The following is a 24,172-nucleotide window of genomic DNA, read 5'->3' as shown; positions in this document are numbered from 1 at the left end:
AGCCGTTGCGCGACGCACAACCATGGCCGCCCCGCGAAAGCGGCACAAGGCCTCAGGCCGGATTCAGCGTATTGGCAAGTTCGGCGAGTCGATCACGCTGAACGAGGATTTGCATGAGCTGGCCCAGCACGAGCCGAGCGGTTTCATCATCGATATGCGCAGCGAGTGGCTCCAGCAGGGCGGTATCGTCGGTACTGTCCTGCGCGGCAAGACCGTTGGCCAATGCATCCCCCAACTGTGCCAATGCATCCGCGGTGGTCTTGCCCGCTTTGGTCACAGCTTCGCTGGCGGTTGGTGAGGCGATGGCTGCTCTGTTCACGCCAAGCGCGGAGAGTTGACCGAGCAAGAGATGGGCAGCGGAGAGAAAGCGCAGTAGTGTCTCCGTACCGCGCTGATGTTGGCCGGGTTCGCGCAACATGTTGGCGAGCACGGCGCTGAGCGCGGCGCTTGCGTTGTGTGCATCACGACGCGCGATGCGGTAGTCGAGATCGTCGCGGCGGCCGCTGGCGTATTGGCGAATGATCTGCTCAAGGTAGCGCGCGTCGGTGCGCACCATGTCCGCGAGTACGTCGTCGAAACGCCGACCTTGCCAATCGGGCAGTACCCATCGCATAGCGAGTGCGGCAATCGCGGTACCGATGAGGGTGTCGAGCAGGCGAGGCAACATCGCGTCGTATCCGCTGCCCACCTGGTTGAAACAGAGCACTACAAACAGAGTGATGGCAGTCGTTGCCGTGGCGTAGCGACGCAAGCGGGCGGCGAAGAATGTCACGCCGGAAACAACGATCAACAGCATTTGCCATGGGCCAAACGGCACCAATTGGAGCGTGGCCCAACCGAGCACGAGGCCAGCGACCGTGCCCGCCACGCGCTGGGCCAGCCTCAGGCGCGTGGCGCCGTAGCTTGGCTGGCAAACCAGTAGGGTGGTCAGCAGGATCCAGTAACCATGCTTGGGGTGCACCGCATGCAGCACGGCGTAGCCCACCAGCAGTGCCAGCGCCAGGCGAATCGCGTGGCGAAAGCGAAACGAGCGCGGCGTGAGCTGCATGCGAATGCGGTCCCATGCATCGCCCAACGATTGAGGCGCGGGATCCTGCAGTACGCGTTCTCGCTTGTTTGTAGGCAGTTCCTCGGACGTATCGTTGGCCAGTCGCTGCTGGATGGCGGTCAGATTGCGCACCAGTGCGTCCACGGAGCGAAGCAAGTGTGCCGCGGGTGGGTGCGCCTGCTCGCGCAGCGCTATGAGCGCATCCTGCAGGTCGCGCACGGAAGCTTCGCTATCCGCATTCGTTCGAGGATGGGTGCGCAGACGCATCGCATCAGCGCGCTGCCGGCAAGTACCTGCCTCCAGTCGCAATAGATGTTCGCAGCGGAAAAGTACGTCGCTATGGAACAGCGATTCGGCGAGGGCATCGTACGGATAGTGCGCCGAGCTGATGCGCTCGTGGATATCCTGCGCCAGGAAATACAGCTGCAGGCGTTCGGCCGTCTGACCACGCGGGCGCCGGGCGCCAATGCGGTCGACCAGCATCAGCCGCGTGTCGTTCATCGCTTCGACCACACGTTCATTCTGCATCGCCTGCGACCATTGCATCGCCTCGCGATCGACACCGTGAACCGGCGTGAACAAGGCGGCCTTGCCTTCAAGGTAATCAGCAAGAGCATCAAATAGCCGCGCCAGCGACAAACGCACCGCCTGCTGTGGTGCCAACAGGCTCCACAACAGAGAAAGCACGCCATACCACGCGGCACCGGCGAGCAGCAGCGAGGGTTGATACCACCAGGGGCCGATGCGTGCCTGATCCGCGCAGATCATGGTGTAAACAGCGAGCAACAGGGTTGCGCCAGCCACCGTGGCATAGCGTTCGCTGGCCGCGCCCAACATGACCAGCGCAAAGGTGGATAGCGGCAAACCCACGGCAAACAGAAGGGGGTAGGGAAACAACCATTGCACGGCAAAGGCCGAGATGGCGAAGCAAGTCAACGTCAGCAGCAGCGTGGTCAGGCGGTTGCGCCAGTGGTCCTCCGTTTCGGCCAACGCGCAGGCGATGACGCCAAGCAGGATCGATACCACTTCCTCGGCGTGGCCAGTACCGAAGCACCAGGCAACCGCGCCACCCAGGGCCAGCAGCACGCGCAGGCATTCGGCGTAGCGGTCGGAGCCGCGGAGGCGGCGCCAGCGGAGGGTGAGGGAGTTGAGCATGGTGTGAGGATACGATGTGGCTGTTTTTTTGTTTGGATGGCGTTTGGTTGGGGATGTTCTGGGTGGTGGCGTTGTTGCGCTTGGCGTTGTCATGGGGCCGACCGTTTGGAAGGGGCGTAGACGCGAAGCGCTTGGGACGCCTCATGCCGGCTCCCTCTCCCCTTTGGGGAGAGGGTTGGGGTGAGCCCCGAAAAGGGGGTAAAGGTCGGGTGCTCGCCTTATCGCTTCATCTTTAGCCGTCACCCCGGCGCAGGCCGGGGTCCAGTAGCGGTATCGCTTGATTGCCGCGTGGCGGCGACCTGGCCGCTTACGCAGCGGGCGTTTCGACCTCCTGCCGAACGCGCCGTCACGGAGAGGGCTTAAAGCAGGCATCGCTACGCTTCCCGATCGCAGAGGCTAGGCAAAAGGGACGCTAGGCTTCCCGACCGGTGTGGAGAACTCACCACGTAACGGCATCGTCTCCGTCTACTGCCTTGGCTTTGTGTACTGGCTCTCTGCTCTAGGGCAGGAGCAACGCGACCTGCCGCGATGCGATGTGCAGCGAAGCTGCACGAGCCTTCGGCTCGGCGCTCTTGATCTTCCGGGCCCCGTATGAGGCGGCGGGCGGGTGGAGAAAAGGCCCGCAGGGGAATCGGCATGGATGCCGATTCCTTTTCGCCGGGGCAGGAGCCCCGTCGAAAAGCCCGGAACCCGACCGCGTACCTGGAGGGCGAAGCCCGCAAGGCGCCTCATCCGGGGTGCCCTTTCTTTGGGTTACTTTTCTTTGGGCAAGCAAAGAAAAGTGACTCGGCCTTCGGCAGAAGGTCGAAACGCCCGCCGCGTAGGCGGCCAGGTCGCCCCAACGCGACAATCAAACACCGAGGCCCTGGATCCCGGCCTGCGCCGGGATGACGGCTAAAGATGAAACGCTGAGGCGAGCACCCACCCCTCACCCCAACCCTCTCCCCGAAAGGGAGAGGGAGCAAAGCCTGCGCCACCTCATCACCCCACACACCAAAAAGAAAACGCCGGCACAAAGCCGGCGTCTCCATCAAACCAACAACCACGAAACTTACTGACCGCGCATGCGACCAGCAAAGCGCGGACCATGGTTGCCCATGCTCGGCAGCTTGATCTTGCCGATAGCGTCGATGCGCTCCTCAGCCAGACGGTCAGCGGCCTTGTAGGTCGGCACGCCCTGCGTCTTCGAGATTTCGAAGATGCGGCCCAGGTTGTAATAGATCGTGCGCATCATGCGCATGGCGCGCTCGCGGTTGTAGCCGTCGATTTCCAGCGACACGTTCATCACGCCGCCCGCGTTCACCGCATAGTCCGGCGCGTACAGCACGCCACGACGCTGCAGTTCGTCGCCGATGGCGTCGGTGGCCAGCTGGTTGTTGGCTGCGCCGCAGATGATCTTCGCCTTGATGCGGTCGATGGTCTGCTCGTTGAGCGTGCCGCCCAGTGCGCACGGCGAGTACACGTCGGCGTCGACGTCGTAGATCTCGTCCAGGCCCACGGCTTCGCAGCCCAGCTCGTCCACGCAACGCTGCACGGCATCCTTGTTGATGTCGGTGACGAACACCTTGGCGCCCTGTTCGCGCAGCAGCTTGATGAACTCGCTGCCCACGTGGCCGCAGCCCTGCACGGCGTAGCTGTACTTGCCCACGTCTTCGTTACCGTGCTTGACCTGCAGCGCGGCCATCAGGCCCTGCAAGGTGCCGAACGCGGTGAACGGCGACGGGTCGCCCGAACCGCCGTGCACCTGGTGCACGCCGGTCACGTATTCGGTTTCACGGAACACGTATTCCATGTCGTTGACGTCGATGCCGACGTCCTCGGCCGTGATGTAGCGGCCGTTGAGCGAGTTGACGAAGCGGCCGAAGGCGCGGAACAGCGCTTCGGACTTGTCCTTGCTCGGATCGCCGATGATCACGGCCTTGCCGCCGCCCAGATTCAGGCCGGCAACGGCGTTCTTGTAGGTCATGCCGCGCGACAGGCGCAGCACGTCGTTCACCGCGTCCTGCTCACTCTTGTACGGCCACATGCGCAGGCCGCCGAGCGAGGGGCCCAGCACCGTGTTATGGATCGCGATGATGGCCTTGAGGCCGGCGTCCTGGTTATGACAGAAGACGACTTCTTCGTGACCCGTTTTGGCGATGGTTTCGAAAATCATTGGAACGGAGACTCCATGTTTGGCGGTGCTGTGGGGACGGGCATCCGCAGGAATGGAGGCGGGGTTCGATCCAGTGCGACCCCGCCGGGACTAACAACTAAAGCCTTAAAGTCAAAACCCCGACCAGTGGTCGGGGCGATGAATTTAGTTGAATAGTCTAGTACGTCCCCGGGGCAAGGCTTGTTGCGATGCCGCAAGTGGTTGGCGTACGGAGAAATTTTCCGTAACCCCGTACGCCAGGGGGCGTCAGAACGTCACGGTTGCCCTGAGCCAGTAGTACCGACCCATCACGTCGTAGGTTGCTACGTCGGTGTTCGAGTTCGTCACATTGTTCTGGTAGAGCAGGGGCGGTTGTTTGTTGGTCACGTTGTCGACGCCCAGGTCCAGCCGCGTGTGCCAGGGGGCGAAGTCGTAGCCGGCCTGCACGTTGTGGTACGCATACGCGCCCACTCTGCGCACTACCGCCGGTATTGAAAGGTCGGCCGATAGCTGCTGCTGTTCGTCGGCACTGCCCACCTGCGTGCGGCCGATATAGCGGATGCGCCAGCTCGCGCTCCACGGGCCGCGGATCCAGTTCAGCGTGGCCAGCCCACGCCAGCGGGGGAAGTTGCCATAGGCGTAGGTGTACTTGCCGGCGTTGTGGATGGTGACCGCGGTGGGGTCCGCCGGGTCGGGGTTGACGTCATAGCGTGCTACGTAGGTCCAATCGAGGCGTGCGTTGAAGCGGCCGAAGCGGGTTTCGTCGAAGCGATAGGCCAGGGTGCCATCCACGCCCTTGGTGGATAGCGCGCCGAGGTTCACCGTGGGCTCCGACACGTAGTTGATGTTGCCGGTGTCAAAGCGGTGGATGAAGTTGCAGAACGGGCTGGCTGCGTTGGCGTAGCACTGGTTGAGCACGGTCTGTGCCGAAATCGCGGTAATGGTGTCGTTGAGGTTGATGCGCCATACGTCCGCACTCATCGACAGGCCCGGCAGCCATTGCGGGTCGTACACCACGCCGAAGTCGAACGATTTTCCCTGCTCGGGCTTGAGCTGATAGCCGGCCGGCACCGCGCCCGAGGTCTTCGCGGAGATCTGTGGATTAGCCTGCTGGTAACTGCCATCCACGGGCACGTTGGCGCAGGCCTGTGCGTGGCCGCCTGTGTAGAAATTGCAGGGATCGTTGACGGTCGGCGAATCGTTGGCAATGCCCGAATACAGTTCGTTGATGTTCGGGGCGCGGAACACTTGGGATACGGTGCCGCGCAGCAACAGGTTCTGTATGGGGCGCCACTCCAGTGCAACCTTGCTGCTGGTATTGCTACCTGCCGTGCTGTAGTCGGAATAACGCGAGCCGATGGTGATGTTCAGCGCTTGTGCCCAAGGCTTGTCCGCAAGCAGGGGAAACAGCGCTTCCGCATAGGCTTCCTTCACGTTGAAGCTGCCCGAAAGCACCGAGGTACAAAACTCCACGATGCCGCAAAGACCGTTGGCATCACCGACCGCCAGCGGATCGGTCCAGGTGGATGTGCTCTCCTTGCGATAGGACACGCCTGTAGCAAGGCTCACCTCGCCAGCGGGAAGGCTGAACAGGTTGCCGTTCGCGTTGGCCTCGAACTGCTTGACGATGTAGTCATTGGTGGCCGTTGGGTTGCGTTGGATATCGCGCAGCGCGGCAATGGTGGTCGGATCGTTGACGTTGAAGATATTGATCGGCGTGCAACCGGAAATCGGGCCGCCGGGTGTGCCGCAAGTGACCTTGCCGGTGGACGCATCGAGGAAGGATGGCCCCAGCCCCTGCTGCAGTTGCGCATAGTCGAGAAAGCCGTAATTGACGGACTTCTGTCGCACCTTGCCGTAGTTGAAGTTGGTGTCCCATTGCCAGGAGCTATCGCCGAAGTTACCGCGCAGGCCCGGCGTGAACTGCATGTTGTAGGTCTTGTACTGATAGCGACGGTAGCCCAGCGTGGTGAAGCGCGTATTGAAGTCGCCGTAGTTGTCTCCGGTCACACGATCCGTACCGAAGTTCACGCCGAAGGGGTTGTAATAGTTCTGCGCGGAGACCACGAAGTTATCGCCATTAGCGAACACCGGCACGGGCGCAATCTGCGAATCCGACTGGGTCTTGGTGTAGTAGAAGTTGGCGTACGCCTCGACGGCGTCCGTCAGCTTGTACTTGCCAATCAGGAAGAGGCTGTTGCGCTCCTGTGGCGTCTGCAGAATGTTGTCGCCTTGGTAGTTATAGGTATCGGCGTTGCTGTAGCAGTGATAGTTGTTGAGCGCGGTGGCACCGCTCACGCCAGGGTTGAGCGACACGCGCGAGCCACAACCGATCTGGCCGGCGACCGAACGGGGCAGGGTGATCGAGCCCGATGGCGTGGCGGAGGATCCGCTGACGATCACCTGCCCACCAGTGAGGTTGAGGGCATCGCGCGAGAACGCGCGAGAGCTGGCGGAAACCGCATCCAAGCTTTGGTGGTTGATGCCCGCCACGATGCTGCCACGCTGGCCTGTATGGCCTGCGGTAAGCGAGAAGTTGCGGCGGAAGCCGTCGCTGTGACTGCTCTCGCCGAAATCGCCGGAGAACTGCACGCCGTCGAACTTGTCCCGCAGGATGAAGTTCACCACCCCGCCAATGGCGTCCGAACCGTAAATGGCCGAGGCGCCGTCGCTCAGCACTTCAACGCGGTCAATCATGTTGGCCGGAATGCTGTTGACGTCGTTGTAGGCCAGGCGCACACCATTCACCAGGATGAGGGTGCGCTTGTCACCCATGCCGCGCAGCGAAATCGTGGCGGCGCCGGTGCCACCACCATTGTTGGTGTTGGCGTTGGTAGCGTTGCCGGCGATCGATGGCAGCTCCTGCACAATGTCGCCCAGCGTAGCTTTGCCGCTGGCTGCGATCTGCGAACGGTCGACTGTTACCACGGGATTGGCGGTTTCCACGTCCACGCGGCGGATGCGCGAGCCGGTGACGGTGACGCTTTCGAGTGTCTTGGCCTTGTCAGTGGTGGCCGGCGCGTTGTCGGCGGGTGGGGCGGCGTCCTGTGCGTGAACGATAGTGGGCGCCAGTACGGCCATGATCGCGAGATGCGCCATCAGGGCAAGCGTGAGCGGTTTAGGTCGGAACGTGGGCGGCTGGTCGTACGTGCGATGCATGGAGTTCCTCGCGTGACAGGTCGGCATGGGCTCGGGAGCTATTTCTGCAGGCAACACGGCGCCGTGTCGGGCAAGCCCAACCGAATCGTTTTGCCGTTGTAGAGGCGCGGCGGCGCGCGAGCGCCGAGTGCACTCCGTGACTGCCCGCCGTGATGGCGGCGGGCGGGTTGGCGTCCTCAGCTGTTGCCGAGTGCGCCGGGTTCCGTTTGCCAGTACACGGCGTAACGCTCGCCATGCACTTGATTGAGTGGTGCGACCGGCAGCTTGCCGTCGCGGGTTTGTGCTTCGAAGCGCAGATCCTGCGCCGACAGCACGTTCATCCAGGTCGCCTCATTCGTACCGCTCGCGGTGACCCGCGGTGCGGGCCACGGCTTCGGTTCGGGCTTGGGCGCCGCGTCGTAACCGCAGTACTGCATGTCGCGAGTCAGGCCCTTGTCGCCCAGGCGCGCCGCGAGCACCAGCGGACCGTAGAGCGTGGCCTGCAGGTTGTCGTCACCGGGTAGGGATTCGGTACTCAGGCGCATGGGAAGGTCCATCTCGACGCGATCACCGTCATGCCACTCGCGCTGGAGTGTCAGATAGCTTCCGGGCGAGGCAAACACATCGAGCGGCTGGTCGTTGATACGTACGCGAGCACCGCTGCCGATCCAGCTCGGCACGCGCAGGTTCAATGCAAACGTGGTGGGCGCGGCAAGAGACAGCTTCAACTTTGTGAGTGGTTCGCGCGGGAACGCGGTTTCCTGGCGCAGTCGCAGCTTCCGTTCCTTCCAATCCAATTCCGACGGTATGAACAGGTTGACGTACAGATCGTCGTGGTCGCGGAAGTAAATATTGTCGTTGAAGCGAGCGAACTCCTCGGCGCCAGTGCCGGTGCAGCACCAGAACGAGTCCGTGGGCGAGTTGTAGAACTTCGCGGCGCCTGGCTGCAACGGGTAGTAGTACAGCTTCATGCCGTCCCCATCCTGGGTGCCCAGGCGCGCGTTGTAGAGCGTGCGCTCGTAATAATCGAACGCGCGTGGGTCACCGTTCCACGCATAGATATGGCGCGTCAGTTTCATCAGGTTGTACGCCACGCAGCACTCGGCGCTGTATAGGCCAAGCTGGCCTTTGAGATCACCGGGCGGTGTGTTCCAGAACTCGTCGTTGCTCGAACCACCCGTGGCATAGCTGCGATTGCGCGTCACCGTTTCCCAGAAGAACTCGGCGATGCGTCGGTAGCGTGGTTCGCCAGTCAATTCGTAGCGGCGCGCAGCACCAAGGACTTTTGGTATCTGCGTATTGCTGTGCAGTCCCTGTAATTCGTCGCGATGCGCTGACAGCGGATCGAACAGTGATGCCTGATCAAAACGATGGGCGGCATCGAGATAGCGCCCATTGCCGGTGATCGCATAGAGCCGATACAGGCCGTCGTTCATGCCGCCGTATTCGGTCTTGAGGATGTGCGCCATCTCCGCGTCGGAGAAGCCGTTGAGCCAGCGCACCGTCCAATTGCCGATGCCCACGGCGACCTGCAACGCCTGCGCATTGCCGGCGTACTCGTGCATGTCGAGCATGCCGACGAGGATCTTGTGGATCGTGTAGAACGGCGCCCACACCTTCTGGCCGCTGCTCAGTCGGTCGAAGAAACTCGACGGAAACGCGCTGAGATAGCCGTTGGGTTGTTGGCAGGCTGCCAGCGCAGCAACCAGTTCATCACCACGTTGCTTCAACTCCTGATCGCCCGTGGTCGCATAGGCGATAGCCACTGCTGAAAGATAGTGGCCCCCCGTGAAGTGACCGCGCAATTCGCAATCGGGCTTCTCCCAGCCACCGAGCGGTTTGGCGCTGGACGGAATCCCCGCCTGCACACGGAACGTGTGGACAAGTCGGTCGACGGGAAGTGTGTGGAGGTAACGCTGATTATTCGCCGCTGCGCGGGAGAAGTCGCTGTCGAGCAAGCGCACCTGGCGCAGATCGAAGGGATACACACGACGAACTGGCTGATCCTGCACGCCAGGCGCAAAGCCAGGGGTTGCAGGCGTAGCCGTATCGGCCACGTCCGGCGCAAGCGCCATCGCTTTCGGCAAGACCGCGAGCGACGCCAGCGTCGTCGCTGCGCGCTTCAGAAAGCGTCTGCGGTGATCGACGCGTTCAGGCATGTGGCCTCCCCGACCAGTCTGAGCATCTCGTGTGGCGGTGATGCACTCCACCGCTCTGTATTTCATCCTGCCGTCACATAGGCAAATCGTCTTGTGTCATTTGCGGGAATCGCGTGCGGAATTCCGCACAGTTTTACGACGACGTTCTTTCGTGCGTTTCGCGCGCATAGATACACGCGAAACTATGGACGTGACACGTGATCGCCGTGCGTTTCGTGTTAGCTGGCAGCAGCGAGACGGCTGTTGCGACGCCCGTAGGCCAGGTACAGCACGCAGCCAAGCACCAACCAGATGGTGAAACGGATATAGGTGATCATCGGCAGCCCCCAGATCAGCCAGCAAGAGAAGCCCACGCCGATCAGTGGTATCAGCGGTACTAGTGGCGTACGGAAAGGGCGATGCAGTTCGGGTTGGCGCCAGCGCAGCACGGCCACCGCCGAGCAGATCACGATGAACGCGCCAAGTACGCCGATATTTACCAGCTTGGCCAGTTCGCCAAGGGGAAAGAGTCCCGCCGCTATCGTCGTGACGCCACCGAGTAGAAACGTGGAACGATGTGGCGTGCGCCAGCGTGGATGCACGGCAGCGAACCAGCTTGGCAGCAGGCCGTCGCGGCCCAGGCTGAAGCCGATGCGTGCGCCTGCCATCAGGTTGGCAAAGATCACACTGGTGATGCCGCAGACCGATGCCAGCGAAATCACCACCATCGCCCACGGCAACCCGATGCGGGTGAACGCGTTCGCCACCGGTGCTGCATTGTCCAGCGTCGTATACGGCACGATGCCGGTGAGCACGAGGCAGATGGCGATATAGAGGATCATCGCAATGCCCAGCGAGAGCAGCACGGCGCGGGGAAGGTCGCGTTGCGGGTTGCGCGATTCCTCCGCGGCGGTGGTGAGCATGTCGTAACCGAACACGGCGAAGAACACCACGGCCGCGCCCGTCACCACGCCATGCATGCCGAACGGCATGAAGGGATGCCAGCGCTCCGGCTTCACATAGGCCGCACCCGCGATGACGATCAGCGCCGCACCGGCGATCTTGATCGCTACGATCAGCGTATTGAAGCGCGCACCCCATTCCATACGCACGGCGAGCAGCGCGGTCATGAGCATCGAAATGGCGATGGCCGGAAGGTTCACGACACAGCCCGGTGCGCTTCCCCATGCGCCTTGAGCCCACACGGGCAGCGGTATGCCAGCTGCGTCGAGCAGGGCCTGCATGTAGCCGGACCAGCCCACCGCAACCACGGCGGCGATCAAGGCATATTCGAGCAACAAGTCCCAGCCGATGATCCAGCCGGCGAACTCGCCCAGCACCGCGTAACCGTAGGTATAGGCGCTGCCGGACACCGGGATGAGTCCCGCGAACTCCGCGTAACACAACGCTGCCGCCGCACTGGCGATGCCAGCGATGATGAAAGACAGCAGCACCGCGGGGCCTGCTTGCGTCGCAGCCACGGTGCCGGTGAGCACAAAGATGCCCACGCCGATGATGCCGCCGAGGCCAATGGCGGTGAGTTGCCATAGGCCCAGTACACGGCGCAAGCCGCTACCACCCCTCGCTGCATCACCCTGGAGCAATTCCACGGGCTTTCGTCGCAGCATGTCGTTGATCAGGCTCATCGGTGTCTCCCCGCCAAACTATGTTCTGGTTATGCGGGCGCCGGGTGTGGCGCCCGGTCTTGTCTCGCTGAACTACTTTGTGGCGTACGGTGACTTGCCGCCGCTTGCGATGAACTTGTCCACCTCTTGCTGCAATACCGGCAGTGGCACCGAGCCGAGCGAGAGCACCGTGTCGTGGAAGGCGCGCAGGTCGAAGCGCTCCCCGAGCGCTTTTTCCGCCCTGGTACGTGCATCCACGATGGCGAGTTCGCCCAGGTAGTACGACAGCGCCTGGCCCGGCCATGCGATGTAGCGATCCACCTCGGTCTCGATTTCGTGCTCGCTGAGCGCGGTGTTGTCGCGCATGAAGGCCTGAGCCTGCTCGCGCGTCCAACCCTTGTGGTGGATGCCGGTGTCCACCACCAGGCGACAGGCGCGCCACATCTGATAGCTCAAATAACCGAAGCGATCGTAGGGCGTGTCATACATGTCCATCTCTACGCCTAGTCGCTCGGAGTAGAGCGCCCAGCCTTCGCCGTAAGCGGAGATGTAGGTATAGCGACGGAAGTCCGGCAAGCCTTCGTGTTCGGCGGCCAGCGGCATCTGCAGGGCATGACCCGGCGCTGATTCGTGCAACGTCAGCGCGGTGAGCGAGTACAGCGGGCGCGACGGCAGGTCATAGGTATTCACCAGATAGATGCCCGGGCCACCGCGCCCGCCTGTGTAGAACGGGGCCAGATCGGCGGGCACCGGCTCGATAGCGAAGCGCTGCCGCGGCAGGCGGCCGATGTAGTTACCGATCTTGCCGTCCACACGCTTGGCGATCCACGCGGCGTCCTTGAGCAGTTCGTCGGGCGTCTTCGGGTAGAACTTGGGATCCGTGCGCAGGTAATGCAGGAACTCGGGGAAGCTACCCTTGAAGCCGCTGTCGTGGATGGTTTCATCCATCTCCTGATGGATACGCGCCACTTCCTTGAGACCCAGGCCGTGAATCGCATCCGGCGTCATGTCCAGTGTGGTGAACTCGCGGATCTGCGATTGATAGAACGCTTTGCCCTCCGGCATGGCTTCCGCCGCGAGCGTGGTACGCGCCTGCTTCATGTACGTGTTTTGCATGAAGTCCAGCAACTTCGCGTAGGAGGGAATCACCGAGCGCTGGATGGCATCACGGCCCTGCGCGCGCAACTGCGCTTGTTCGCTTGCCGGGATAATGGATGGCATCTTGCGGAACGGCGTGTAGAACAGGTTGTCGTCGCCCTTGGCATTCGCCACGTCAGCGATGGACTGATCGCGCCCGGTCAGCGTCACGCGGGGCACGCTGAAGCCACGGGCAAGGCCCGCCCGCATGTTGGCGGTCTGCTCATCGAAATAGCGCGGAATGTCCTTCAGTTGGTCGATGTAGTGGCGGTAATCGTCCGCCGTGCGCAGCGTGCGGCGCGCGGTGAAGCCCAGGTTGGTCCAGAACGCCGAGTCGCTATTGAACGGCATTTCCCAGGTGTGGAATTGCTGGTCGGCCAGCAATGTCTGGATCTGGTTGCGGTAGACGGCGTAGTTGACTGGATCATCGCCATGCAATTGGGTGGGCGACATCGCATCGAGCTGTTTCAGCACGTCGGCCCAGTAGCGTTCGCGCTCGGCCTGCGTGGCGGCGTCGACCTTGGGCAGGTGATCGGCCAGCGCGCTGTCGTGGCTGTCTTCGTCATCCTCCCCCTTGAACTGCGCTTGTCGCCAGGCCCACTCCCGTGTGTAGATCGTATGGAAGCGGGTGGTGGTGTCGTCGTCTGCGTGTGCCGGCAGCGTGGCGGCAAGCCAGAGTGTGCAGGCAAGGGCGAGGATGAGAGGCTTCATGTCGCTGTCCTAGGTGTATGCACCGGCAGGAGCGCACCTTGTGCTTGACACGTCGCGAGGAGACGGTCGTGCACAGGGCGCGCGCCTACATGGTGGCGTCGAGATCATGCGAAGGGCTGATCGATGGCGGGTGAGGGCGGCGTAAACCAGGCAGCGCCGTCCTCGGTGACGTAGAAATGGTCTTCCAGGCGCACACCAAAACGGTCGGGCACCACGATCATCGGCTCATTGCTGGCGCACATGCCCGGTTGCAGCAGCGTGTGGTCGCCACGCACCAGGTACGGTGTTTCGTGGATGCTCAGGCCGCAGCCATGACCGGTACGGTGTGGAATGCCTGGCAAGCGGTAGTCCGGGCCCAGGCCGGCCTTTTCCACCACACGCCGCGCAGCGGCATCCACGGCTTCGCAAGCGACCCCGGGCCGTATGGCCTCGAACGCGGCGCGCTGCGCGGCCTGTTCCAGTTCCCAGATGCGCGCCTGCTCCGAACTCGGCTGTCCGAAGATATAAGTGCGAGTGATATCCGAGTGATAGCCCTGCACGGTGCAACCGGTGTCGATCAACACCAGTTCGCCCGGTTGCAGGTATTGCTCGCCGGGAACGCCGTGCGGATAGGCGGTGGCCTGGCCGAACTGCACGATGCAAAAGGTGGAGCCGTTATCCGCACCCAATGCACGATGCGCGTCGTCGATGAAGCGCACGAGTTCGGTGCGACTGATGCCTTCCCGGATCAACCCTGCAGCGAGGCGATGCACGTGTAACGTCATCGCCGTGGCCTGCTTCATCAAGGCCAGTTCCGCCGATGATTTACACATACGGCAGCTGTCGACGATGACGCTGGCGTCGCTCAGCGGCTTGCCGCCGAGCACGGCGCGCAGTCGCTCGGCCACGACGTACGGTGTGGCTGGGTCGAGCGCCAGACTGCCAGCGCCCCGCTCGCGCAAGGCGTTAGCGACGAGCTGCTGCGGATCCTCGTGTTCTTCCCATAAGCGAACGTCGGCCGGAATGCGCAATACCGGCTTCAGCGAGCCTGCTTCGAAACCGGGGCAGATCACGATGGGCTCACCACGCGCGGTGAGCAGCATGCCCACGAGGCGTTCGCTGGCGCCCCACGGTACGCCGGTGAAGTAGCGCAGCGAGGTGCCCGCTGTGATCAGCAGGGCATCGACGCCTTGCTCGCGCAACAGGGCGCGAGCGCGCTCGATGCGTCGTTGGTACTCGTTGGCGTCGATCGGTGGCGCGGTGTCCTGCAAAGCCACGAGCGAGGCGCGTGCCTGTGCAGGATCGAGTCCACCGATCTGTGCATGCGTGCCCATCACGATGCTCCGTGAGCGAGATCGTCCGTGCGCCACGCGCCATCCACCAGACGTGCGATACCGCTGGGGTTGCCGTTACGCAACTCGTGCGGCAACTGCGTCTCGGGCACGTTGTCGTAGCTATGCAGCGCGGTGAAGCGCGTGATGGCCGCTGGCATGCCTACCGCTGTGAAACCCGGATGGCCGGTGCTGGGGTAGGGGCCGCCGTGGTTCATGGCTGGGCTCACCGCCACGCCTGTGGGCATGCGGTTGCCGATCAGACGCCCCACGCGCGGGCGCAATGCATGGGCAACGGTCGGCCATGCCGTGTCGTCGCTGCCATCGTTGCCGCTGTAGATCGTGCCGGTGAGATTGCCTTCGAACGCCTGCGCCACCTGCGCCATTTGCGCGACATCGCGCACGCGGACCAGCAGGCTGACAGGGCCGAAGGCCTCGGTCTGCAAGGCCTTGGGTGCGCGCAGGAAGGTATCGGCATCCACGCTCAGCAGCGTGGGCGCATAGCGGAAGCCGGGCTCGCCCACCGTGCCGCCGGCAAGCACCTCGGCACCGGCCTCGCACAAAGTCGCCACACCGTGTTGTAGGTGCTCCAGCACGCCACGAGAGAACAGCACGCTGGGTGCGGCCGCCGCGAAGTGCGACGTTGCGGTGGCGACAAAGGCGTCGCCGTCGGCGCTCTGCGGCACGATCACCACGCCGGGATTAGTGCAGAACTGGCCGCTGCCCATCGTGCAAGACGCGAAGAACTCCTGCGCAAGCGCCGTGCCGCGTTCGGCCAACGCACCCGGCAGGAGGAACACGGGGTTCACACTGGATAGTTCGACATAGGCGGGAATGCCTGCTTTGTCGGCTGCGGCTTTCAGCGCCAGTCCGCCCGCGCGGCTGCCGGTGAAACCCACCGCACCCAGACGCGCATCACCGGCGAGGCGCGCGCCTGCGGCGTAATCGAAGTGATAGAGCAACTGCACGGAAGCCGACGGCAGCCCGGCCTGTTGAAGCGCGACCAAGGCGATGCGCGCGAGGCGTTCGCTGGTCGCCGGGTGCGAGGGATGCGCCTTGGCGATCACCGGATTGCGTGCGGCGATGGCCGAAGCGAAGTCGCTGCCCGCCACGGCGTTGAACGCGAACGGAAAGTTGTTGGGGCCGAACACCAGCACCGGCTTGGACAGCGGCGCGCGATGTGAACGCAGACCGGTGGCGGTGTCGATTACCGGCTGGGTCCATGCGTAGCTGCGCACCGCTTTTGCGGCAAGACGCAACTGGTTGGTGGTGCGCGGCAACTCCACGGTGGCGAGTCGCGGTTGCTTGGGCAGCGCCGTTTCCGCGTGGGCGAGATCGACCAGCGCCTCGGCGTTCGCCTCGATGCCTGCCGCATAAGCTTCAAGAAACGCGGCGATGCGCTCAGGCGGCGCAGCGGCGAGTTCGTTGGCCACGGCGGAGGCGGCGCTGATCGCCGCCTCCAAATCTGCCGCACCACAAAGCGGGAACGCGGGCCCGATCGGGTCGCCCGTGGTCGGGTCTTCCGCTCGGAAGGCACCGAGCAGCTCGCGCGCCTGACGCCATTCGCCGCCGATCAGCAGAGGCTGTGCATTCATGTCAGAGCACCGGTGTGTGGGCGATGGCGTGATCAATCACGCGCATCGCGGCGTCGCGTTCGGCACCGTGCATGGCGAGACGCGGCGCGCGCACGCGTTCGCTGCCCATGTCGACCTTTTCCTGCACCAGTTTGATCAGCTGCACGAACTTGGGCACCGTATCCAGGCGCAGCAGCGGCAGGAACCAGGCATACAATTCGGCCGCCGCATCGGCGCCACCGTCACGCGCCAGTTCGAACAGCTTCACGGACTCCTTCGGATACGCATTGACCAGGCCCGCGATCCAGCCGCGCGCGCCCATCGCTACGCCTTCCACAATCGCGTCGTCCATGCCCACGAGCAGCTCGAGGCGGTTGCCCAGCAGCGAGCGCAGCGCGGCGAAGCGGCGCACATCGCCAGAGGATTCCTTCACCGCCTGCACATTCGGGAATTCATGCGCGAGTTCAGCGATCTGTTCCGGCGAGAAATCCGTCTTGTAGGCAATGGGGTTGTTGTAGAGCATGCAGGGCAGGTCGGTCGCGGCGATCACGGCGCGCAGGTGCGCACCCATTTCGCGCCAGTCGGTGGAGTAGACATACGGCGGCAGCACCATCAGGCCGGAAGCGCCCAGTGCCTTGGCTTGGCGCGCGAGGCGCACGGCTTCATCGGTGGACAGTGCGGCGATGCCCGGGATAACCGGCGCGCGACCGTCGAGCGCTTTCACCAGCGTGCGGATGATGTCCAGCTTTTCGTCGAACGAAAGCGTGGCTGCTTCGCCTAGCGAACCGAGCGGGACGATGCCCTTGCAGCCACTGTCGATCAGCGTGCGTGCGTGCTTGGCGAGGAAGTCGTGATCGACCTGGCCGTCGGCGGTGAACGGCGTGGTGATGGCGGGAATCACGCCGTGCCAGATGGATGCGTTGCTCATGATCAGCTACCTCGTTGTGCGTCGTCAGAAGGAAGGTTGGCAAGCCCGGCCAGCGTGGCTAGTCGGGCGGGGAAAATAGGCGGCCGTGCGCCGCTGCGGGGAAAGCGGCCAAGCTCAGCCAGCGCTGTGCCGCAGATGCGCCCTTGGCAGGCACCCATGCCGCAGCGTGTAGTGAGTTTTGCGGCCCGTGCATCGGTGAAACCGGCGAGCTCACCCATGCGTACGTCCTCGCAGCGACAGACCAGGGTGAGGTCGTCGGCGAGCTTGTGCAGGCGCGGATCGAGTGCGAAATGCTTGGCGAGCAGCGCGCCGAAGCACCGTTCGCTATCGCGTTGCATCAGTAGCGCGCCCGCGGCATCGGTATGGTTGGTGGCCATGTGCCCCGCAATGGCTCCTTCAACGCGTGCCACGGACAGGCCGCCGATACCGCAGGACTCGCCTGCGGCATACACGTTCGCCACGCTGGTGCGAAACAGTGTGTCGACCCGTACACGCGGATGGATATCCGTGTGGTCCAGCACGCAGCCGATCAGGGATGCGAGTTCGGTATTGGGTACGAGCCCATAACCCACGGCGAGCAAATCGCACTCCACGGTTTGCACGCCATGCGGGGTGTCGATGTCCACACGCTGCACGGTGCCATCGCCGTGGGCTTTGCGCACGAACGAGCCGAAGCGATAGGGGGTGCCCGCGAGACGCAGCCGAAGTCCGGCCGCTTGCCACGCACGTGCGGGCCAGTGCCGAAGTTGAGTGGCGAAGGATCGAACGGCGGCGGCGGAGGCCTGTTCGTAGATACCGAGCACTCGCGCGCCGTGCTTACGCAACGTATCCGCAGCGGCTAGCAGTAGCGGGCCGCTGCCACCGATCACCACGCGTTTGCCGGCTACGGGCCAGCCTTGCTTGGCCAGTGCCTGCAGGCCGCCGGCACCGGTGACACCGGGCAGCGTCCAGCCCGGGAAGGGCAGTAACAGTTCGCGCGCACCGGTGGCGAGCACCAGTGAACCGTAGGAAAGAAGCCGTGTGCCTTGGGGTGTCTCCACACGCAGCGCCGGTGACTCCGTCGCGACTACGCTGTGCTGTGCCAGCCATTCCACACCTTGCAAGCCGTCGACAACCTGGCGTGCAGCACGTGGCAAGGGATGTTGCACATCGTGTCGCCACACTTGCCCGCCGGGGCGTGGTTGCGCGTCGAGCAAACCCACCCGTGCTCCATGCGCAGCAGCCGTCTTCGCTGCGGACATTCCCGCAGGACCCGCGCCGATCACGAGGACGTCGTAGTGATCACGCATCGGTGACCACCTGCATGCCTTCGCTGGCCGGCGTCATGCATGCTCGCACATGGGCAACGCCATCCACCTGCACGCGGCATTCGAAGCACACGCCCATGCCGCACAGCGGTGCGCGAGGAGCGTCGTTCACCGAGCGGCGGAAACGCAACGTGACGTGAGCCACCGCAGCTGCAACGCTGGCGCCAACCGGCACATCCACTGGATGACCATTCACGGTGAGTCGCACCCGCGCAGTCATGCGACCAGCCTCGATGGCGCATACGGCGCGGGATCGATGGCGGGCTGGCGACCGTGGATCAGATCGATCATTAGCTTCGCGCTACCCAAGGCGGTGGTCACGCCAAGGCCTTCATGCCCAGCAGCCACCCATTGGTCGGCGGCATCAGGTACCGCGCCGAGATACGGACGTCCATCCGGTGTGGTGGGGCGAAAGCCGGTCCAGATGCGCAGCGCCTGCAAGTTTTGCAAACCCGGCACGAAGGCGAAGCTGCGTTCCAGCATGCGTTGCACCATGGAAGGCGATACAGCGGCATCGTTCGCGTGGAATTCGCGCGACGAGCCGATCAGGATCTGGCCCGTCGGACGAGGTTGCACGTTGAAGGCCACGCTGCTATCGGCATCGCCATGGGCGCTGTCGGCGTAGCCCAGTTCAAGCAACTGATGACGGATGAAGCCGGGATAACGATCGGTAATGACGAGATGGCCTTTGCGTGCCCGCATAGGAAGCATGGGCAGCAGTGCGGGCAGCGCGCAACCAGTAGCGACCAGCACAGGGCCGGACAGACGCGTGTCGTCATCGAGCAGTACGCCACCGCGCTGCAGTGTTTGCGCGCGGCGGCCTGCGTACAGTCGTGCACCGCGCGATTGCGCGCGTTGCACCAGATGGCTGGCGACGCGCGGCGGATACACCACGGCTTCGCGAGGCACCAACATGCCACCGGCAAGGCCCGGCACCAGCGCGGGTTCCAGTGCATACAGCGTTGCGGCGTCGAGCAGGCGCGCGTCGATGCCGGCGGCGCCCAAGCGCGCGATGCGTTGAGCGGCAGCGGCCAGTTCGTCGTCGTTGCGGGCCACCCACAACGTGCCACAGCGGCTGAATTCAGCCTCTTTCAGATCGGCGAATGCTTCCCATAGACGCAGGGAGTAGCGCGCCAAGGCGAGTTCGGCCGGGTCGTCATCCATGGCTACCAGATGACCCATCGCCGCCGCCGTGGCGCCACCGCCGATCGGGCCGGGCTCGATGATGGCCACGCGCATACCTTCCGCGCTCGCCGCGTCAGCGCATGCAGCGCCGACGATGCCCGCACCGATCACGATCAGGTCGAACGTGGCGGCCGTGCCATTCATTCCGCGCCGCTACCCCAGGTAAAGGCATCGGCCTCGTCGAACAACAAGGTGCTTTGCGCCACTACGAAGGCGGTGCCGGTGATCTGCGGAAGCACGCCGCGCTCACTGTGCGTGTAGCGGCCTTCAAAGACGCTGCCGAGGATGCTTTCCTGCATCCACGTTTCGCCGGGTGCCAGCTCGCCGTCCGCGGCGAGGCAGGCCAGCTTGGCGCTGGTGCCAGTGCCACAGGGCGAGCGGTCGTAGGCAAGACCGGGGCACAACACGAAGTTCCGGCCGTCCAGTCCAGCGACCGGAGACTTCGTGTTGACCTCGATGTGATCGATTTCACCGCCTTCCACGCCGGTGATGCCGTTGGCTTCCAGTGCGTGGCGCACGGCCTCGGTATAGGTGGTGAGCGCGCGCTGGTGCTGAATTTCCACCGGCAGCGGCGTGTCGTGGGTGATAAAGAACCAATTACCGCCCCAGGCGATATCGCCGGTGACAGTGCCATAGCCCGGCACGTCGACGCTGACGTCGGCGGCGTGGCGATAGCTCTCCACGTTGTCGATGGTGACGCGGCCGTCTTCGTGCAGTTCGGCGCCCACGGTGCCCACCGGCGTATCGATGCGGTGCTTGCCCGGGCCGATGCGGCCCATATGCTGCAACGTGCGCACCAGGCCGATAGTGCCGTGGCCACACATGCCGAGATACGACACGTTGTTGAAGTAGATGACGCTGGCGCATGCGCCTTCCGTCTTCGGCGGCAACAGCAACGCGCCGACAACGGTGCTGGAGCCGCGCGGTTCGCACGCAATGGCGCTGCGCCACTTGTCGAAGTCGCGACGGAAGCGCTCGCGTTGCTCCATCAGCGTGCCGTTGCCCAGGTCGGGAAAGCCGGCAATCACGACACGGGTCGGTTCGCCGCCGGTATGTGAGTCGATCACGTCTATGGTATGCATGGCGCTTATGCTCGCGCTGTATCGGCTGGACCGTCTAGAAAAGCTTGGCGTCCTGCGATGCGGAAATCGGCACAATGCACATTCACGTGTTCGGCCTATGCTGCAGTCGCAGCAAGGCTTGGCGCGGGGTAGAGGGCTTTCACCGAGATGAAGATTTCCGCCGACGAACTGGAAGCGCTATTTGACGCCGTGCCTGATGTCGTGTTCTTCGTGAAGGACAGCGAAGGGCGCTACACGCATGCCAACCTCACCCTGGTGCGACGCCTGGGGCTCAAGCATCGCAGCGATGTGATTGGTCGCAACGTGACTGAGTTGTTTCCCACCGCATTGGGTGGTTCCTATGCCACGCAGGACCAGCGCGTGCTCGATGGCGAGGTGATCGAGAACCAGCTTGAAGTGCACATGTTCTCCAATCGCGCCACGGGTTGGTGCCTGACCTGCAAGCGCCCCTTGCGACAGCGTGGCGAGGTGCGCGGCATTGTTGGCATTTCGCGCGATCTGGGCCGGCCGGACGGGCGTCATCCCACGTATGCGCGTTTGCGCCGGGTACTGGCTTATTTGCAAGAGCACTACGCCGAAGGCGTGCGCGTGGCGCACCTGGCGGAATTGGCGGACCTATCCGTGGCGCAACTAGAGCGGCACTTCCGCAAAGTGTTCCAGCTCACGCCGCAACAACTGCAGACCAAATTGCGCATCGAGGAAGCCATGCGCCTTTTGCACGGCAGCGAGAGCGTGGCATCTATCGGACTCGCCTGTGGTTTTGCGGATCAGAGCGCGTTTGCTCGCCAGTTCAAATCCACCGTAGGCATGACACCGCGTGATTACCGCGCCCTGGTGACGGCGGCTGGCGGAAGCCGGCGTCTGCCGGAACCCGACCTGGTGGTCTGAGGCCCAAAAAAAGCCCCGCACGAGGCGGGGCTTTTTTTTGGAGCCGTATGAGGAAGGGAATTAGCCCTGGACCCACACGCCGACATTGAGGTGCCAGCCATCGTTGCGCTGCACGTAGTGCGGATGCACGTAGTGGTAGCCCTGGCGCTCACCTTCCCAATGACCGTGGACCGCGATGTACTGATGGCCGTTCCAATGCCAGTAGCCGCGAGCCCAGATATAACCCGGACGGTGCGGGGGCTCTTCCTCGATCAACACGGTCGGCGGCGGCTGCGGAGCGATCACTTCCACGTATTCGCGCTGCACCGGTTGTTCCTCGACCACGACGGGGCGGGGATGGTGCACGGGCTGTTCCACGACGCAGCCGCTGGCCATCAGGGTCAGGGCGGTAAGTGCGACGAGACGAATCTGCATAGGTGACGTTGCCTCTGTGAAGAGTAAGTGAGTGTGGTGGTCGGACAATGACGCGTAAGGCTGAGGCTTACCTTTCTTGCGGATGATCGTTTTTTTTCTTTTACTGCAAGTATTTACGATGGTTTTGCGGGTCGGCCGCGGATGGCGTCCCGACCGTTTTGCCCTATGTGCCTGACGCAATGCCATTCCTATCCGGGAAGCCCGCGCGGCGTTGACGCTTCGCCGCAAAGATGTGCGGCATCAGCGGCCCCAATAGCCGCCATGCCAGCGCCAACCATCGCGCGCGTGTTCCCAGCGAGCCTGGTGATAGTTGTAGCCCGGGCGGCCACGGACCCAATAGCCACCCATCCAGACATGGCGGTGGCCGTCCCAGCGCCAGTAACCCGGCGCCCACACGTAGCCAACGCGCGGCGGCGGAACCACTTCATAGCGCGGCGGCGGCGGGGCGACGCCAATGCCGACCGACACCGATACCTGTGCGGAGGCGTCCGGTGCATAGGTCACGGCGCCGGCGCCCGCAACGCCTAGGGCCGCGAGCAGGGCGAGTTTGCGGGTGATGCTCAGCATGATGTTGTCTCCCTTGATGTCGGCCGCAACGTGCGGCTTCAGGGCGGGGAACGGCGCATTTCCCTGCCGTGTTGACGACTCGAGCCGGGCTTGTTCAGGTTTGTGTGGGCTTGTAGCGATATTTCGTTCAGTTTTCTTGACGGTAAAAGAACGAACGGTCGTGCTATTTTATGGCCCATGAACTCCGTCGCCCTCAGCAAACGCGCCACCACACGCGAACTCATCCTTGATCACGCCTACGACATGGCGCGCCGGGACGGCCTGGAAGGGCTATCCATTGGCTCGCTGGCGCAAGACGTGGGCATGTCCAAGAGCGGTGTCTTCGCGCATTTCGGTTCCCGCGAAGACCTGCAGTTAGCCGTGCTGGAACTGGGTCAGCAGCGTTTCCTGCAGCGGGTGAAGTGGCCCGCGCTGAAATTGCCTCGTGGTCTGCCCCGCATACGCGCCATCGTTGCCAACTGGGTGGACTGGGGGCGCGAGTACCAGAGCGGTTGCGTGCTGCTCACCGCCGCCAGCGAGTACGACGGCCGCGAAGGCCCGTTGCGTGACAGCGTGACGAAGAGCCAAGCTGGCTGGCGACAGGAGATGTGCCGCGCCATCGGTCACGCGATCGAGAACGGAGAGCTGGGCGCGGATACCGATCCGTCGCAGCTCGCCTTTGAAATCTACGCACTCATGCTGGGTCTGCATCACGATGCGGGCCTGTTTGGATTCGACGAAGCCTGCCGGCACGCGCTGGCAGGCTTCGAGCGCCTGCTCGCCAGCTATAACCCGCCATCGGAGCGGAGGACTGCGCCATGACTCGCCAAACCACCACCACCGTCAAACCCCGTCGTCGCGGCCCCGGGCCCATCACCATCGGCGCCGTACGCGCGGGCTTCGCACTGGGCAGCCGCATTACGCCGAAACGCGCGGTGCAGCGGGCGTTGCGGATCTTCATCACCCCGTTCGCCAGCAGCCGGGCGCGTGCACGGGCGGCCGAAGCGGGTCCGGAGATGCAGCGCGGTGAGTTGCAGGTCCGCGGCCAGCGCATCGCCACCTACACCTGGGGCGATCCATCGCGCCAGCCCTATGTACTGCTGGTGCACGGCTGGTCCAGCTTTGGCCTGCGCTACTTGCCGTGGGTGAAGCCCTTGCGTGATATGGGCTATGCCCTGGTGGCGTTCGACCAGCCTGGGCATGGTCTGAGCGACGGACGGCACTGCACGCTGCCCGATTTCATCGAGACCGTGCGCGAAGTCGGGCGCCATTACGGCGACGCTGCAGTGACCATCGCGCACTCGCTGGGTGGCGCGGCCGCTGCCCTGGCACAGGACGAGGCGTGGCATTCGCACAAGCTCATCCTTATCGCACCTGCCGCCGATCCGGTGGCCGCCACCCAGCGCTTCACGCATTTCGTGCGCCTGGGAGAACACCTGCGCGGCCGCCTGCATGACAGCCTGCAGGCGATGACGGGGATCAATATTCACGACCTGCAGGTGCACCGCCATTTGCCCTCGCTGGGGCAGCCGGCGCTGATCGTGCACGACATGGACGATCACGACGTGCCATGGGCCGAAGGGGAGCGCTATGCCCGCCACTGGCGTGGTGCGCGCCTGCACACCACGCAAGGGCTGGGGCATCACCACGTGCTCGACGCGCCGGAAGTGATCGACGTGTCCCTGGCGTTCCTGCGTGGCGAGAACGTCGGCGAACGTGTCGTGTCGTCGCCCAACTTGCCGTTTGGTGACAGCTGAGCGACAGCCGAAACGCCTCGGGCGCGACGGGGCTGAACGATACCGTTGCGCTCATTTCTGGCGAAAAACGACGCCACCACCGCGCCGCAACATGT

The 24,172-nt window shown here is 63.7% G+C and carries 18 protein-coding genes; 3 read left to right on the top strand and 15 right to left on the bottom strand.

The annotated features are described in order from the left end of the window. Window positions 1-52 precede the first annotated feature (52 nt). The 13 genes from yccS to DyAD56_RS08835 all read right to left on the bottom strand — a co-directional run bounded on the left by yccS (window position 53) and on the right by DyAD56_RS08835 (window position 20,472). Entirely contained in the window at window positions 53-2,203 is a 2,151-nt protein-coding gene (gene yccS, locus DyAD56_RS08895) for a YccS family putative transporter (protein WP_102302404.1), read from the bottom strand. Window positions 2,204-3,254: 1,051 nt separating this feature from the next. Next, the gene (locus tag DyAD56_RS08890) at window positions 3,255-4,358 is read right to left on the bottom strand and encodes a Glu/Leu/Phe/Val dehydrogenase dimerization domain-containing protein (protein ID WP_102302403.1); all 1,104 of its coding nucleotides are present in this window, start codon (window positions 4,356-4,358) and stop codon (window positions 3,255-3,257) included. A 246-nt stretch (window positions 4,359-4,604) separates the two neighbouring features. Next, the gene (locus DyAD56_RS08885) at window positions 4,605-7,496 is read right to left on the bottom strand and encodes a TonB-dependent receptor (RefSeq protein WP_233202350.1); all 2,892 of its coding nucleotides are present in this window, start codon (window positions 7,494-7,496) and stop codon (window positions 4,605-4,607) included. Window positions 7,497-7,672: 176 nt separating this feature from the next. Continuing rightward, window positions 7,673-9,634, bottom strand: coding sequence for a glycoside hydrolase family 127 protein (locus DyAD56_RS08880; RefSeq protein WP_158241298.1), 1,962 nt, complete (start codon window positions 9,632-9,634; stop codon window positions 7,673-7,675). Between the two features lie 218 nt (window positions 9,635-9,852). Continuing rightward, window positions 9,853-11,259, bottom strand: a complete 1,407-nt coding sequence (locus DyAD56_RS08875) for an amino acid permease (protein WP_102302400.1) — start codon at window positions 11,257-11,259, stop codon at window positions 9,853-9,855. A 72-nt stretch (window positions 11,260-11,331) separates the two neighbouring features. Then, window positions 11,332-13,086, bottom strand: coding sequence for a DUF885 family protein (locus tag DyAD56_RS08870; RefSeq protein WP_102302399.1), 1,755 nt, complete (start codon window positions 13,084-13,086; stop codon window positions 11,332-11,334). 104 nt (window positions 13,087-13,190) lie between these two features. Next, window positions 13,191-14,399: a Xaa-Pro peptidase family protein gene (locus tag DyAD56_RS08865; protein ID WP_102302398.1), complete on the bottom strand. Its 1,209-nt coding sequence runs from the start codon at window positions 14,397-14,399 to the stop codon at window positions 13,191-13,193. Continuing rightward, window positions 14,399-15,991 (bottom strand): aldehyde dehydrogenase (NADP(+)), encoded by a 1,593-nt coding sequence (locus DyAD56_RS08860; protein ID WP_102302397.1) that lies wholly within the window; start codon window positions 15,989-15,991, stop codon window positions 14,399-14,401. The genes DyAD56_RS08865 and DyAD56_RS08860 overlap by 1 nt, the downstream gene beginning before the upstream one ends. A gap of 1 nt (window position 15,992) precedes the next feature. Further along, window positions 15,993-16,898, bottom strand: coding sequence for a dihydrodipicolinate synthase family protein (locus DyAD56_RS08855; protein WP_102302396.1), 906 nt, complete (start codon window positions 16,896-16,898; stop codon window positions 15,993-15,995). A gap of 2 nt (window positions 16,899-16,900) precedes the next feature. Continuing rightward, window positions 16,901-18,187 (bottom strand): FAD-dependent oxidoreductase, encoded by a 1,287-nt coding sequence (locus DyAD56_RS08850; protein ID WP_102302395.1) that lies wholly within the window; start codon window positions 18,185-18,187, stop codon window positions 16,901-16,903. Next, the gene (locus tag DyAD56_RS08845; protein ID WP_102302394.1) at window positions 18,180-18,425 is read right to left on the bottom strand and encodes a 2Fe-2S iron-sulfur cluster-binding protein; all 246 of its coding nucleotides are present in this window, start codon (window positions 18,423-18,425) and stop codon (window positions 18,180-18,182) included. The genes DyAD56_RS08850 and DyAD56_RS08845 overlap by 8 nt, the downstream gene beginning before the upstream one ends. Beyond that, window positions 18,422-19,534: an FAD-dependent oxidoreductase gene (locus DyAD56_RS08840; RefSeq protein WP_102302393.1), complete on the bottom strand. Its 1,113-nt coding sequence runs from the start codon at window positions 19,532-19,534 to the stop codon at window positions 18,422-18,424. The genes DyAD56_RS08845 and DyAD56_RS08840 overlap by 4 nt, the downstream gene beginning before the upstream one ends. Beyond that, window positions 19,531-20,472, bottom strand: a complete 942-nt coding sequence (locus DyAD56_RS08835) for a 4-hydroxyproline epimerase (protein WP_102302392.1) — start codon at window positions 20,470-20,472, stop codon at window positions 19,531-19,533. Before DyAD56_RS08835 ends, DyAD56_RS08840 begins: the two co-directional genes overlap by 4 nt. Window positions 20,473-20,619: 147 nt before the next feature. Between DyAD56_RS08835 and DyAD56_RS08830 the strand changes: the two genes are divergently transcribed. Further along, the gene (locus DyAD56_RS08830) at window positions 20,620-21,360 is read left to right on the top strand and encodes an AraC family transcriptional regulator (RefSeq protein ID WP_102302391.1); all 741 of its coding nucleotides are present in this window, start codon (window positions 20,620-20,622) and stop codon (window positions 21,358-21,360) included. 60 nt (window positions 21,361-21,420) lie between these two features. Here DyAD56_RS08830 and DyAD56_RS08825 read toward each other — a convergent pair whose 3' ends face one another. Together DyAD56_RS08825 and DyAD56_RS08820 are read right to left on the bottom strand one after the other, a co-directional pair. After that, window positions 21,421-21,774 carry a YXWGXW repeat-containing protein gene (locus DyAD56_RS08825; protein ID WP_102302390.1) on the bottom strand — a complete coding sequence of 118 codons (354 nt, stop codon included), beginning with the start codon at window positions 21,772-21,774 and terminating at the stop codon, window positions 21,421-21,423. Window positions 21,775-22,014: 240 nt separating this feature from the next. Beyond that, entirely contained in the window at window positions 22,015-22,341 is a 327-nt protein-coding gene (locus DyAD56_RS08820) for a YXWGXW repeat-containing protein (protein WP_102302389.1), read from the bottom strand. 177 nt (window positions 22,342-22,518) lie between these two features. Between DyAD56_RS08820 and DyAD56_RS08815 the strand changes: the two genes are divergently transcribed. Then, the gene (locus tag DyAD56_RS08815; RefSeq protein ID WP_102302388.1) at window positions 22,519-23,142 is read left to right on the top strand and encodes a TetR/AcrR family transcriptional regulator; all 624 of its coding nucleotides are present in this window, start codon (window positions 22,519-22,521) and stop codon (window positions 23,140-23,142) included. Then, window positions 23,139-24,077 (top strand): alpha/beta hydrolase, encoded by a 939-nt coding sequence (locus DyAD56_RS08810; protein ID WP_102302387.1) that lies wholly within the window; start codon window positions 23,139-23,141, stop codon window positions 24,075-24,077. The genes DyAD56_RS08815 and DyAD56_RS08810 overlap by 4 nt, the downstream gene beginning before the upstream one ends. Window positions 24,078-24,172 lie beyond the last annotated feature (95 nt).

Origin of the sequence: Dyella sp. AD56 (assembly GCF_002878475.1) — a bacterium.
Taxonomy (GTDB): Bacteria; Pseudomonadota; Gammaproteobacteria; order Xanthomonadales; family Rhodanobacteraceae; genus Dyella.
Note: the sequence above shows the minus strand (reverse complement) of the source record. Positions and strands in the feature narration are given on the sequence as shown.